The sequence below is a fragment of the Burkholderia sp. Cy-637 genome (assembly GCF_011753175.1).
Taxonomy (GTDB): domain Bacteria; phylum Pseudomonadota; class Gammaproteobacteria; order Burkholderiales; family Burkholderiaceae; genus Burkholderia; species Burkholderia gladioli.
The window spans coordinates 1-14,033 of record NZ_VWWC01000184.1 but is presented as its reverse complement, the minus strand read 5'-3'; the positions used below and the strand labels follow the sequence as shown (position 1 = coordinate 14,033).

At 68.3% G+C, this 14,033-nt stretch carries 9 protein-coding genes; 3 read left to right on the top strand and 6 right to left on the bottom strand.

Features of this window, described 5'->3' with window-relative positions; all coding sequences use genetic code 11:
- Nucleotides 1–47 precede the first annotated feature (47 nt).
- Complete coding sequence (locus F3J10_RS30325) at nucleotides 48–1,511, bottom strand: deoxyribodipyrimidine photo-lyase (RefSeq protein WP_167243649.1); 1,464 nt, start codon at nucleotides 1,509–1,511, stop codon at nucleotides 48–50.
- Nucleotides 1,512–1,937: 426 nt separating this feature from the next.
- On the opposite strand from F3J10_RS30325, the gene F3J10_RS30320 reads away from it, so the two are divergent.
- Complete coding sequence (locus tag F3J10_RS30320) at nucleotides 1,938–3,104, top strand: alkane 1-monooxygenase (RefSeq protein ID WP_166911867.1); 1,167 nt, start codon at nucleotides 1,938–1,940, stop codon at nucleotides 3,102–3,104.
- A gap of 103 nt (nucleotides 3,105–3,207) precedes the next feature.
- Here F3J10_RS30320 and F3J10_RS30315 read toward each other — a convergent pair whose 3' ends face one another.
- The 5 genes from F3J10_RS30315 to F3J10_RS30295 form a co-directional block, all read right to left on the bottom strand.
- Nucleotides 3,208–4,602, bottom strand: a complete 1,395-nt coding sequence (locus F3J10_RS30315; protein WP_025101572.1) for an efflux transporter outer membrane subunit — start codon at nucleotides 4,600–4,602, stop codon at nucleotides 3,208–3,210.
- Nucleotides 4,599–7,775, bottom strand: a complete 3,177-nt coding sequence (locus F3J10_RS30310; RefSeq protein ID WP_167243648.1) for an efflux RND transporter permease subunit — start codon at nucleotides 7,773–7,775, stop codon at nucleotides 4,599–4,601. The genes F3J10_RS30315 and F3J10_RS30310 overlap by 4 nt, the downstream gene beginning before the upstream one ends.
- A 12-nt stretch (nucleotides 7,776–7,787) precedes the next feature.
- Nucleotides 7,788–8,954, bottom strand: coding sequence for an efflux RND transporter periplasmic adaptor subunit (locus tag F3J10_RS30305; protein ID WP_345791242.1), 1,167 nt, complete (start codon nucleotides 8,952–8,954; stop codon nucleotides 7,788–7,790).
- Between the two features lie 84 nt (nucleotides 8,955–9,038).
- Nucleotides 9,039–9,395, bottom strand: coding sequence for a PadR family transcriptional regulator (locus F3J10_RS30300; protein ID WP_167243647.1), 357 nt, complete (start codon nucleotides 9,393–9,395; stop codon nucleotides 9,039–9,041).
- A 553-nt stretch (nucleotides 9,396–9,948) separates the two neighbouring features.
- Nucleotides 9,949–10,203 carry a hypothetical protein gene (locus tag F3J10_RS30295; RefSeq protein WP_166911877.1) on the bottom strand — a complete coding sequence of 85 codons (255 nt, stop codon included), beginning with the start codon at nucleotides 10,201–10,203 and terminating at the stop codon, nucleotides 9,949–9,951.
- 45 nt (nucleotides 10,204–10,248) lie between these two features.
- On the opposite strand from F3J10_RS30295, the gene F3J10_RS30290 reads away from it, so the two are divergent.
- Nucleotides 10,249–11,955, top strand: a complete 1,707-nt coding sequence (locus tag F3J10_RS30290; protein WP_167243646.1) for a cyclic peptide export ABC transporter — start codon at nucleotides 10,249–10,251, stop codon at nucleotides 11,953–11,955.
- Nucleotides 11,956–12,063: 108 nt separating this feature from the next.
- On the top strand, nucleotides 12,064–14,033 hold a 1,970-nt coding region (locus F3J10_RS30285; RefSeq protein WP_345791241.1), incomplete at its 3' end, for an AMP-binding protein.

The following is a 14,033-nucleotide window of genomic DNA, read 5'->3' as shown; positions in this document are numbered from 1 at the left end:
CGGCCAGGCTGCAGCGAAGCGCGAGCCGCGCGGCGCGGCGGTCGCGCTCAGCGCTTGGTCAGTTCCAGCGCGCCCAGCGCCCGCTGGCGCGCCGCGTCGTGATCGACGATCGGCTCGGGATAGGTTTGGCCGAGCACCACGCCGGCGGCCTCCAGCACGATCGGCTTGGCGCGCCAGGGCTCGTGGATCGCATCGGCGGGCAGCCGTGCCAGCTCGGGCACCCAGCGCCGCACGTAATCGCCCTCGGGATCGAACTTGCGCCCCTGCGTGACCGGATTGAAGATGCGGAAATACGGCGCCGCGTCGGCGCCGCAGCCGGCCACCCACTGCCAGTTCGCCGAGTTGTTGGCGATGTCGGCATCGACCAGCGTGTCCCAGAACCAGCGCTCGCCCGCGCGCCAGTCGATCAGCAGGTGCTTGATCAGGAAGGAGGCGACCACCATCCGCACGCGGTTGTGCATCCAGCCGGTGGTCCACAGCTCGCGCATGCCGGCGTCGACCAGCGGATAACCGGTGCGGCCGCGGCACCAGGCGGTGAAGCCGGCCTCGTCGTCACGCCAGGGCATCGCGTCGAAACGCTCGCGATAGTTGCGCGTCGGCAGTTCGGGGAAGTGGTAGAGCAGGCTGGTGTCGAACTCGCGCCAGCCCAGCTCGCTGACGAATTTCTCGATGTCGGCCGCCACCGCTGCCCCGCCCTCGCGCGCCGCCGCCATCGCCGCGTGCCAGACCTGCCGCGCCGACAACTGGCCGAAGCGCAGGTAAGGCGACAGGCGGCTGGTCGCCGGCCGGTCGGGCCGGTCGCGCGCCTCGCCGTAGCCGCGGATCTTCTTGTCGAGGAAGCGTTCGAGCAGTTCGAAGGCGGCTTCCTCCGTCGGCACCCAGGCTTCGCGCAGGCCGCCGGCCCAGTCGGGACGCGTCGGCAGCAGGCCGAGCGCGTCGATCTTCAGCGCGCGGCGCGCGAGCGAGGCCGGCAGCGTGGGGAAGCGCCAGGTCGAGGGCTCGGCCAGCGGCGCGCTCACGTCGCCGCTCTTGAGCGCGGCGCGCCAATAGGCGGTGAACACCTGGAACGCGCCGCCGCTGCCGGTCTGCAGCTCCCAGGGCTCGTGCAGCAGCGCGCCGTTGAAGCTCTCGGCCTCGATGCCGGCCTCCTTCAGCGAGCGCTTGAGCGCGCCGTCGGTCTCGCGCGCGATGCCGTCGTAGCGGCGGTTCCAGTAGACCGCGCCGGCATCGAGTTCCTCGGCGAGCGCGGCGATGGTCTCGCGCTCGTCGCCCTCCAGCACCAGCAGGCGCCCGCCGTGCCCGGCCAGGCTCGCGTCGAGCGAACGCAGCGCGCCGTCGAGCCACCACCGCGCCGCGCCGCCCAGCGGGCGCGTGCTCTCGCGCTCCAGCACGTAGACGCAGACGAAAGGCCGGCCCGATTCGGCGGCGCGCACGAGCGCCGGGTTGTCGGTAACGCGCAGGTCGTCGCGAAACCAGACGATCGCGGCTTGGGCTGAGGATTCGGCAGGCACGGGGCAGGCTCCGGGAAGAACGGGTAATGACGGATCGATCGGACATGGCGGCACGGACATGGGCGCTCGCTCGATTGCGCGCCATTAAACCATGCAAGGGGACAGAGCGAACCGGGTTTCAGGCGCCCACTCGCCGCCGGCGCCCTTGCACGCCGCCCGCTTCAACCAAGCCCTCAGCAATTTCCGCGCCGCCTGCCGGCACCCTGGCCGGGCCGGGAGGCGCCCGGCCCCGCCCTCGACGCGTTTCAATCGCCCGAGCCGGCCCGCTGCCACCGAGCCCCGCCGCCGCCCGCCCGTTTGGAGTCGCGCGCCTAGCGACCGGCTTGGCGTTGCCGGCCGCCAAGCCTTATAAATCAACGAACCGGCACGAGACCCGCCAGGGCCGCACGACAGGCAAGCCGAAGCCGGAAAAACAGGAGGGAGACAATGGCGAAGCTGCAAACGGCAGGCGTCGGCTGGACCGACGGCAAACGCTACTGGTGGCTGCTCGGCGCGCTGACCATCACGCTGCCGATCTTCTCCGCGCACCTGGCGCTCAGCACCGGCTGGCATGTCTTCTGGTGGTTCGGCCCGCTGTTCGCGTTCGGCGTGATCCCGGTGCTCGACTGGCTGATCGGCGACGATGCCGGCAACCCGCCCGACGAGCTGGTGGCGGCGCTCGAAAGCGACCGCTACTACCGCTGGGTGGTCTACCTGGCCACGCTGGTGGTCTATGTCTCCTTCGTCGCCGCGATGTGGGTGCTGCGGCACGTGCCCCTGACCTGGTACGACTACCTCGGCTTCGCGATGTCGCTGGGCGCGGCCACCGGCGTGTCGATCAACACCGCGCACGAACTCGGCCACAAGACCTCGCGCTTCGAGCGCTGGCTGGCCAAGATCACGCTCGCGCCGGTCGCCTACGGGCATTTCTTCGTCGAGCACAATCGCGGCCACCATGTACGCGTGGCGACCCTGCCCGACCCGGCCAGCGCGCGCTTCGGCGAATCCTTCTGGGCCTTCCTGCCGCGCACCGTGTTCGGCAGCATCGCCTCGGCCTGGCGGCTGGAAAAGCGCCGGCTCGAACGCGAGGGGCACGCGAGCTGGTCGCCGCGCAACGAGGTGCTGCATGCCTGGGCCATGACAGCCGTGCTGTGGGGCGCCGCTCTCGCCTACTGCGGGCCGCGCGTGATCCCCTTCCTGCTGATCCAGGCCGTCTACGGCGCCTCGCTGCTGGAGGTGGTCAACTATGTCGAGCATTACGGGCTCGGCCGGCGCCGGTTGCCGAACGGCCGCTACGAGCGCTGCTCGCCCGAGCACTCCTGGAACAGCAACCACGTGGTGACCAACCTGTTCCTCTACCAGTTGCAGCGGCACGCCGACCACCACGCCAACCCGACGCGCTCCTACCAGGCGCTGCGCCACTTCGACCACTCGCCGCAACTGCCGTCGGGCTACGCGACCATGATCCTGCTCGCCTACCTGCCGCCGCTGTGGTTCCGCGTGATGAACCCGCGGGTGGTCGCGCACTATGGCGGCGACATGCGCCAGTCGAACATCAAGCCGTCGATCCGCGAGCGTGTGATCGCGCGTTACGCGGCGGGGGCCTCGGCTTGAGCGAGGCGGCAGCCGGCCTGCCGCCGTCGGCCCAAGCGACCCAAGCGACCCAAGCAACGCAAGCAACCCAAGCAGATCAAGCAGATCAAGCAGCTCGGGCGCCTCAAGGCTGCCATCCGCCGCCCAGCGCCTTGTACAACGCGATCAGGTTGCTCAGTTCCGCGAACCGGTCGTTGACCAGTTGCTGCCGAGCCGCATACATCGTGCGCTCGGCATCCAGCAGGACCAGGAAGCTGTCGGTCCCGTTGCGATAGCGCGCCTGCGCCAGCTCGTAATAATGGGTCGATGCGCCCAGGTATTCACGATCCGACTGCACCTGCTCGACATAGGTCGCGCGCCCGGCCAGCGCGTTCGCCACTTCCTTGAAGGCGGTCTGGATCGCCTTCTCGTAGTTGGCGATCTCGATCTGCGTCTCGATCTTCGCCGCATCGAGCGAGGCCCGGCGGTTGCCGTAGTCGAAAATCGGCAGGCTCACGGTGGGCGCGAAGCTCCAGGCCCCGGTCGCCGCCTTGAACAGGCCCGACAGCCCCGTGCTCGCGGTCCCCGCCGAACTGGTCAACTGGATCGACGGGAAGAACGCGGCGCGGGCGGCGCCCACGTTCGCATTGGCGGCTTTCAGGTCGTGCTCGGCTTGGAGGATGTCGGGGCGGCGGGTCAGCAGGTCCGACGGCAGGCCGGCGTCAAGCGGCGGCAACTGGGCGGCATCCAGGGCACCGCCGCGCAGCAGCCCGTCGGGAACCGGGCAGCCGATCGCCGCCGCCAGATTGTTGAGATCCTGCTCCACCGCGCGCCGCTCGGCGATCAGGCTCGATCGCACGCTCGCATATTCCAGCTCCGCCTGCCGCACGTCCTGCATGGACGCATTGCCGATCCGCTCGCTTTTCAGGGTGAGTTCGTAGGTCTGCCGGTCCGCCTCGGCGGTCGCGCTCGCCACCTCGAGCAGGGACTGGTCGGCCACCCATTGGAAATAATCGGTGGCCACCGTCGCGATCAGGCTGATGCGCGTGCCCGCTCGCGCCGCGTCGGTCGACAGGTATTGCTCCAGCGCCTGGTGCTGCAGGCTGCGCAGCCGCCCGAAGAAGTCGATCTCCCATGAGGTCTGGCCCAGCGTCACGCTGCTCTGCCGGGTGGTGGTGCCCAGCGCGCGGGCGTTGTCGATCGCGCCCGTGGCCTCCACGGTGGGCAGCAGCGCCGAGCGCGTGATGCGGTATTGCGCCTCGAACTGCGCCACGTTCAGCGCCGCCACGCGCATGTCGCGATTATTGTCCAGCGCCAGCGCGATCAACTGCTGCAGGGCCGGGTCGCGAAAGAAGCCGCGCCAATCCACCTCGGCCGCCAGCGTCGCCGGGGCGGACGCGGCAGGCGCGGACGAGGCCGCGCCGGGCGCCTCGGCCCAGGCCGCCGGCACCGGCGCCGGCGGACGCTGGTAGCCGGGCTCCAGGGTGCAGGCGCCAAGGCCGATGACGCACAGCAGGCTGCCGAGCAAGCGCCGCCTCATGCCTCGGCCTCCGGCGGAGTGCCCGCATCGGCGTGCCGGCCGCGCTCCTTGAACAGCTTGCGCACCAGGATGAAGAACAGCGGCACGTAGAACACCGCCAGCACCGTCGCGCCGAGCATGCCGCCCGCCACCGCGGTGCCGATCGCGCGCCGGCTCTCGGCGCCGGCGCCGCCGCTGAAGACCAGCGGCAGCACCCCGAACACGAAGGCGATCGAGGTCATCAGGATCGGCTTGACGCGCAGTCGCGCCGCCTCCAGCGCCGCGTCGAGCAGGTCGCGGCCCTGCTCGTGCAGCTCCTTGGCGAATTCGACGATCAGGATGGCGTTCTTGGTGGCCAGGCCGATGGTGGTGAGCAGCCCCACCTTGAAATAGATGTCGTTGGGCATGCCGCGCAGCGTCACGGCCAGCACCGCGCCCAGCGCGCCGAGCGGCACCACCAGCAGCACCGCGATCGGCATGCCCCAGCTCTCGTAGAGGCCGGCCAGGCAGAGGAACACGATCACGATCGAGATGCCGTAGAGATACAGCGATTGCGAGTTGGACAGGACCTCCTGATAGGACTGGCCGGTCCATTCCACCGAAAATCCCCTGGGCAGGCGCGCCGCGATCGACTCGATCGCCTGCATGGCGCCGCCGGTGCTGAAGCCCGGGCCCGTCTGCGCGGTCATCTCCATCGCCAGCATGTGGTTGTAGCGTTCGATCTGCGGCGACCCGAAGGTCCAGCGGGTGCTGGAAAAGGCCGACAAGGGCACCATCTGCCCGTCGAAATTGCTCGGCGTGGAGCCAGGCTGCAGCACCTCGCCGTTGGCCGCGCTGGTGCGCACGTACCAGCGCCCGATATCGTCCGGCATCATCCGGTACGGCGCGTCGGCCTGCACGAACACGCGCTGGATCCGTCCGTTGTCCACGTAGTTGTTGACGTAGGACGAGCCGAACGCGATCTGCAGGGTGTCGTTGATGTCGGAGATCGACAGGCCGAGCGCGCCGGCCTTCTCGCGATCGATGTCGATATGGAATTGCGGCGTGTCGTCGAGGCCCGCCGGATGCGTCTGCGACAGCGCCGGGTTGCTCGCGGCGAGGCTCATCAGCAGGTTGCGGGCCTGCAGCAGCTTCTCGTGCCCCTGCCCCGCCCGGTCCTCGATCTCGAAATCGAGCCCGCTCTGGTTGCCCAGGCTCGGGATCGCCGGCAGGTTCACGGCGAACACCTGGGCGTCGCGCAGGGACGAGAAATGGGCGTTCGCGCGGCTCATGATCGCGCCCGCCTGCTGGTCGGCGCCGCGGCGCCGGCTCCAGTCCTTCAGACTGACGAACAGGATGGCATTGTTCTGGCCTTGGCCGTTGAAGCTGTAGCCGTCGATCGCCAGCACCTTGTCGGTGGCGGCCTCGTGATGCAGGAAATAATCCTCGGCCAGCCTGACCGTGCGATCGGTCACCGCGATCGGCGTGCCGGCTGGCGTCGATATCAGCACCACCAGCACGCCCTGGTCCTCGTCCGGCAGGTAGGAGGTGGGCAGCCTGGCCATCAGCCAGGCCAGCACCGCGAGGATCACGCCGAACAGCAGCAGGAAGCGCCGCGGACGCGCGAGGAAGGCCGCCAGCCAGCCCCGGTAGCGTTCGATGCCCTGCTCGATGTAGCGGCCGCCGCGGCCGCGCCGCGCCGTCGCATCCGCGCCGGGCGGCCGGAGCAGGGTCGCGCACAGGGCCGGCGTCAGGCTCAGCGCCAGCAGCAGGGACAGCACCATCGCCGCCACGATGGTGACCGAGAACTGCCGATAGATGCCGCCGGTCGAGCCGGAGAAGAAGGCCATCGGGATGAAGACCGCGGTCAGCACGGTGGTGATCCCCACCAGCGCGCCGGTGATCTGCTTCATCGCCTTGCGGGTGGCTTCGCGCGGGCCCAGCCCCTGCTCGCGCATGATCCGGTCGACGTTCTCGACCACCACGATCGCGTCGTCGACCAGCAAGCCGATCGCCAGCACCACGGCGAACATCGACAGCACGTTGAGCGACATGCCGGCGGCCCACAGCACCACGCAGGTACCGAGCAGGGCGATCGGGATCACCACCGCCGGAATCAGCGTGGCGCGCACGCTGCGCAGGAAGACCAGCATCACCAGGAACACCAGGATCACCGACTCGACCAGGGTCTGCACGACATCGACCATCGAGACCCTGACGAAGGGCGTGGTGTCGAACGGGTAATCCACCTCGACATCGGCGGGCAACTGCAGCCTGAGCTCGTCCACGCGCGCGCGCACCGCGCTGGCCACCGCCATCGCGTTGGCGCCGGTGGCCAGTTGCACCGCCAGCGCCGCCGCCGGCCTGCCGCCCATGCGCGAGGAGATATCGTAGGTGTCGCCGCCCACCTCGACGCGCGCCACGTCCTTGAGCAGCACCCGGGAGCCGCTGGTGTTCACGCGCAGCAGGATGTTGCCGAACTGCTCGGCGCTGCGCATCAGGCTGGAGGCCGTGATGGTCGCGTTGATCGCCTGCGAGGCGGTGGCCGGCGTGCCGCCCAGCTCGCCGACCGAGGTCTCGACGTTCTGGTTGGCGATCGCGGTGGTCACGTCGCTCGCGGTCAGGCCGAAGCTGTGCAGCTTGACCGGGTTCAGCCAGATCCGCATCGCGTGCTGCGGTGAAAACAGGTTCACGCCGCCCACCCCGTTGATCTCGCTGATCGGATCCTGCAGCTGGCTGGCCAGCAGGTTGCCCAGCTCGATCGAGTTCAGCCGCCCGCTGCGCGACGACAGCGACACCACCATCAGGAAATTGCTGCTCGCCTTCGAGATATTGATGCCCTGCTGCTCGACCACCAGCGGCAGCGAGGCGGACACCTGGCTCACCTTGTTCTGCACCTGCATCTGCGCGATGTCGGGGTTGGCCCCGGGGGCCAGCGTCAGGGCGATGGTGGCCTGGCCGGCATTGCTGCTCGACGAGGACATGTAGAGCAGGTGGTCGATGCCGCTCAGGCTCTGCTCGATCACCTGCGTGACATTGGCCGCCACGGTATCGGCCGAGGCGCCCGGGTAGGTCGCGACCACCTGGATCACGGGCGGCGCGACCGAGGGATACTGCTCGATCGGCATCGAGCGCAAGGCCAGCGCGCCGGCGATCATCAGGACGCAGGCGATCACCCAGGCGAGGATCGGACGATCGATGAAGAAACGTGCCATGTGCGCCCCCGCTCAACCCGGCAGCGCGGCGCCGGCCGGCGTCGCGGCCTGGGGCGCGTGCGTGTCGGTGACCTTGACCGGTGCGCCGTCCTGAAGCTGGCTGGCACCGCTGATCACGACCCGGTCGCCGGCCTTCAGGCCTTGCGAGACGATCCACTGGTCGCCATAGGCCGTGTCGGCCTTCACGCTCACCTGGTGCGCCCGGCCGTCGGCGGCGGCCAGCCAGACCGTGGCCTGGCCGTCCGGCGAGCGCCCGACCGCCAGTTGGGGAACCAGCACGGCCTGCTCGTCGACGCCCTCCTCCAGCATGGCCCGCACGAACATGCCGGGCAGCAGTTCATGCTCGGGATTCGGCACCGTGACGCGCAAGGTCACCGAGCCGGTGGTCTGGTCGACCGTGATGTCGGAGAAGGCCAGGGTGCCGGGCAGCGCGTAGTCGGAACCGTCCTCCATCACCACCTGCACGGCCGCGCCGCGATCGTTCGCCCGCTTCAGGCGGCCCGCCTTGAATTCCTTGCGCAATCGCAGCCAGTCGACGCTGGGCCGGGTCACGTCCAGGTACATGCTGTCGATCTCCTGGACCGTGGCGAGCGCAGTGCTCTGGGTGGCGGTGACGAGCGCGCCCGCCGTCACGCTGGACAGGCCGATGCGCCCGGCGATCGGGCTCGTGATGCGGGTGTAGCCGAGATTGATGCGGGCCGACTCGAGCGCCGCGCGATCGGCCAGCACGTCGGCCTGATCCTCGTTGACGGCGGCCACGGCATCGTCGTAGTCCTGCTTGCTGACCGCCTGGATCTTGACCAGCTCGGCGAAGCGCGCGGACTTGGCCCGGGCATCCGAGAGCGTCGCCTCCGCCTTGGCCAGCACGCCGCGCGCCTGGTCGTAAGCCGCCTGATAGACCGCCGGATCGATCTGGTACAGCGTCTGGCCGGCCGTCACCGCGGCGCCTTCGGTGAACAGCCGTTTCTGGACGATGCCGGTGATCTGCGGGCGAACCTCCGCGACGTTCAAGGCCGAGAGACGCCCCGACAGCTCGGTGCGCCGCACGATCGCCCGCGGCGCCACGACCAGCACGCCGACCTCGGTGGCGGGCGCCGACGCGGCCGCGCCGTCGGCCGGATGTCCGGAACATCCGCCGAGCGTCGCCAGCGCCAGCAGCGTGCCGCCGAGGAAAGCCACGCGTACGGAAAGCCGCCCACGCATATCAAGACACTGAAAGGTCGACATATCGTCTGCTTGTGCTCGCTTCTGACCAGATGAAATTCATGCCCCGGCAACCCCGGGCCCGCGGCTGGCGGCCTGGCGCGGGGTTCGCGACGCCAGCACGCTGTCGACCTCCGCCACGAAACCGCGCCACTGCGCCTCCATGTCCCGCAACCGCCGGCGACCGACGCCGGTCAGCGAGTAGTACTTGCGCGACGGCCCCGCTGCCGACTCGACCAGGTAGGTCGTGACGCAGCCCGCGGCCTGCAAGCGGCGCATCAGGGGATAGACCGTGCCCTCGCTCAGCTCCATCGCCGACGACAAGGTCGACACCACGGCGTGGACGTAGTTGTCCCCGCGCGCCAGCACCGCCAGCACGCACATATCGAGCGCTCCCTTCTTCAACTGCGTTTTCATCGATGTACGCGGCCAGTCTGTGCATAACAAGGATCCATGCAATGCACGATGAACGGGCGAGCCGACACCGCTTAGCCCGTTCATCCAGGCAAGACGGCGGCGGTCTGTATGGGTTTGCCCACGGCGCCGGTTCGGCCCGCGCCCGGCGAAGACGGAATGCCCGCGGCAGCTTCACGACGGCATCGCGATCCGCGGCCGACAGCGGCCGTGGTCGCGTTGCCGCCGACATGCGGCAAGGGCAGTTGACACCACGCCGTGATTTCATCACGCATGCCCTTCCCCGTCTGTCGCATGAAATCGGGACATGGGAACGGGCGTGCCGGACGAGATGCCGGGGATGTCGATCAAGCCCGATCGAGCCCGCTTCTCCCGGCCGATCACCTCACCTCGGGCGCATCGATGCGAAGCGGCCGGAGCCCCCGGATTTCTTGTCCTGCCTTCCGGTGACAGCTCGCGCCGGGCCCCTGTGCTTTAATGAAGATGAGTGCACAAAGTAGACATCCGTTTCAAAAACATTAGCATCACTCAATATGTCGTTCCTGAATATCGACTTTCACGGATCGGACAATTGAATTGACTTTCCTCCTGTCGTGCCAGAAACAAAGGGAGATTCCGGCTGCTCGACCTCAGCACCTCGAACCAGGCTCGACGCCAGGGCGAGCGCTGCGCCCGCCGCGGCTCCCTTGCCCGATGAGCCCGCTTGCCGGCTCACAGAAAAATATCGATGAATTTGAATTCGCCGGGACAGGAATTCGGCAATTCTCGCGATCAATCGGAAAACAGATGAATATCCATTCTCCAGTGACATGCCGGATGGGCAGTCCTGAGCATGATCAGTGAGGGGGCAAGGTCCATGTCGACCACTCTGTATTTCAAGCGGAACTTCTGGTCCCTGCTCGTCACGATGCTGCTGTCCTGCACCAAGGCCGCATTCACGGTGGGCTTGCTGGCCTATATCAACTACGTCGCCACGCAGGGCCTGCACAAGTCGCCGCTCGACACGCTGCTGACCGGGCTCGGTCTGCTCGGCGCGCTGCTGCTCTCCGACGGCGTGTCCCAATACGTGCAGGCCGGCCTGGGCAGCTCGCTGGTCGCGCAGTTGCGCCGCGACCTGTCGAGCCGCTTCATCGAGATCGAGTATCACCTGCTGGCCGGAAAAAAAGCCTCCGTGTTCGGCGCGCTGATCGAGGATATCGGGAGGATCAGCCCCGCCATCGTGATCATGCCGCATCTGTTCTACAACGGCATCTTCGTCATCATCTGCGCCACCTACGTCGCGATGTTGTCGACCAAGCTGTTCCTGGTGCTGATCGGCGGGCTCGGCATCGCCTCCCTGGTTTCCTTCCTGCTGGTCAGGTCGACCGGCAGGCGATTCGATGAAATGCGCGTCAGCGAGGAAGCCTTGTTCGAACATTTTCGAACCATCGCCGACGGCAAGAAGGAAATGCTCCTGAACCGGAGCCGGGCCGAGCATTTCGCCGACACGATCCTGCAACCGGCCATCGAACAGGCGCAGAAGGTCAGCAAGCAGACCTACCTGAACTGGAACCTGAACCAGGCATGGATGCCGACCGCCATCTACGGCACCATCTTCATGGTGGTCTACTTCGGCTACATGAGCTTCTCGCTGCCCGCGGAGCTCATCATCCGCTTCGTGATCGGCTCGCTGTTCATCATCGGCCCCCTCAATTTCCTGATCGAATCCGGCCGGCAGGTCGGCACCGGCCTGAGCAGCTGGCGCCATCTCGAACGGGTCGGCCTGGACCTGCGCGACGGCCCGCAAACGCCGATGCTCGAGCACGCCGACCAGCCCCTCGCTCAATGGCGGACCATCCAGGCCAGCGAGCTCGCCTATCGATACCCCGAAAGCCCGGCCGAGAGCCGGGGCATCGGGCCGCTGAATTTCCGCATCGATCGCGGCGAGATGATCTTCATCATCGGCGGCAACGGCAGCGGCAAGTCGACCATGATGCACATGCTCTGCGGGCTGCTGCCCGCGGGTTCCGGCCGCCTCTACCTGGACGGCCAGCCCGTCGATCCGGAGTCGCGCGGCTATCGGGAGAAATTCTCGAGCGTGTTCGGCGACTTCTATCTGTTCGACCACGTGATCGACCAGCAAGGCGCGCTGCTTCCGGATGCGCGCACGCGCGGATACCTGAGCGACCTGGAGCTGGACAAGCAGGTGTTCGTCGAGGACGGCCGCCTGTCGCAAACCAATCTCTCGACCGGACAGCGCAAGCGGCTCGCGCTCCTGCAGTGCTACGCCGAGAACCGCGAAATCTGCCTGTTCGACGAATGGGCCGCCGACCAGGATCCGCACTTCCGCGAGCATTTCTACCTCGAGCTGCTGCCGAACCTGAGACGCCAGGGCAAGACCCTGATCGTCGTCAGCCACGACGATCGCTACTTCCACGTGGCGGACCGGCTGATCAAGCTGGAGCGCGGACGCATCGCGTTCGACAAGGCGCCCGAGCCGAACCCGGCAGCGGGTTCGAGATCCGGGGAACCCGACTCATCGCGATCGGGCCTGCCGAGCGAGGCCGACAAGGTCGTCGGCTAGCAAGCCGGGCAGGGCCCCCGCGCCATCCCTCCGGACCACCGATTCGAATCGACCAGGCCAGTGCATCGGCCGGTATCGCGCTGCACGACTATTCATTGGCAGATCAACATGAATGACCGAATCACAAAAATCGAAGACGTCATGGGCGCCGGCGCGAATCCTTCGACGCCGCATCACGAGCAGGACCATGCCTCCCCTTCAGCCCTGGTCCGTCATTCATGCATGCTCGCCGGGGACGGCGCGCTGACGGCCGACTGCGCCGCGCACATCCTCGCGGCCGGGCATTCGCTGGAAGCAATCCTGTCGAGCGACGAGCGGCTGCGGGCCTGGGCCGCGCGCCACGGGATCCCTTGCGCGGCCAGCGCCGAAGCCCTGGATGCGGCCCTGGCGACGCGCGGGATCGACTGGTTGTTCACGGTGGACAGCGAGCCGGCCTTGCCGCCCGCGCTGCTGGAGCGCGTGCGCCGAGGCCGTTTCGCCTATCGTCACGCGCGGCCCTCGTCGCGGGCCGACGCGGCGCCCCATGCCATCGTCTCGGCGCTGCTGGCGCGGCAAACCCAACATGCGGCCGGCTGGCATGCCGTCGACGCGCGCGGGCAGGCGGGGCCCGCGGCGATATCCTGCCCGGTTGCCATCGATGCCGAGGACAGCACGCGCTCGCTGACGCTTAAGTGCGAGCAGGCCGCGAAAGCGGGTTTCGTCGAACTCCTGGCTGCCCTGGATCGAGGAACCCTGCCCGCGTTCGCCGAATCCCCGCACGAATCCCCGCATCAGCCTCGCGACGATGTTCCCGCCGCGTCCGGCCGGCTGCCCGCTGGCGCCTACCTCGACTGGCGGGACAGCGCGCAGGCACTTTGCACCCTGGTACGCGCCCTGGACTTCGGGGAACATCGCCCCAACCCGCTCGGCTGCGCGAAGCTCTTGCTTGGCGATGGCCACAGCGTGCGCCTGTCGCGCATCGAGCGGCTGGATCGACGCTCGGGCCTGCCGGCCGGCAGCCTGGTCGCCCTTCGACAGGACGGCTGGCAAGTCGCCAGCGGCAGCGAGGACTTGCTAATCGGCGGCTTCAGCACGCTCGAGGGCGAGCCGCGACTGCCGCAGGCGCTGGCCGACGAAGCCGGGCTCTCGGAAGGCGCGCGGCTGGCGTCCCTGAGCGAGGCGCAGACCAGCGCGCTGCTCGAAACCCGGCAGGCGCTGGCCGATCGCGAGGCCTTCTGGGCAGCGCGGCTGGCACGCCGCGCGGCACTGCAATTGCCTTTCGAGAAAGCGGCGAGCCACGCCGCACCGCAATGGGCCGCGAGCCCGTGGCAAGCATGGCTTGCGGACCGGGCAAGCCCGCCTCGGACCGGTAAACTGCCGGCGCTGTTCGCCGTCTATCTGGCGAGGCTGACCGGCGAGTCGACGCTCCAGCTCGGGTGGCGCGGCGCGCATGAGCCGGCGGCACTGCGGACCTTGGGCTATCTCGCGCCGATCGTTCCGATCGAATTGAGCATCGACGCGGCCCAAACCTGGTCGTCGGTCCTGTCGAACGTGGCAGCCGAGTTGGCGCAGCTTGGCCGCAATCCGGGATTTGCCCGCGATCTCGTCGACAGGTATCCCGAGTTGCGCTCGCCGGCCTCGGCGAGCTCCGCCTATCCCTGGACGATCGGCCTGCACCTGCTCGACCAAGACGCCGAGCCCGACGAATCCACGGTCGATGCCGGCGTCGCCGGCACGCTGCTCACGCTGCAGGTCCGGGCGGACGGGGCATTCCGCTGGATTCACGACGCGAATCGTCTGGATGCCGAACAAATCGAACGCATGAGCACGCATCTGCGCGAACTCGCGCAAAGCCTGCCGGATGCGAACGGTGCCGACATGCCGGTTGGACAGGCCAGGCTGCTGCCGGAAGCCGAGCGCGCGCTGTTGCTGCATGAGTGGAACGCCACCAGCACGCCCTATCCCGAGGACGTCTGCCTTCACCAGCAATTCGAGCAGCAGGTCGAGCGCACGCCCGACGCCGTCGCCCTCGTCTTCGAGGAGCAAACCCTCAGCTATGCCCAGCTCAACGAGCGCGCCAACCAGCTCGCGCACGAGCT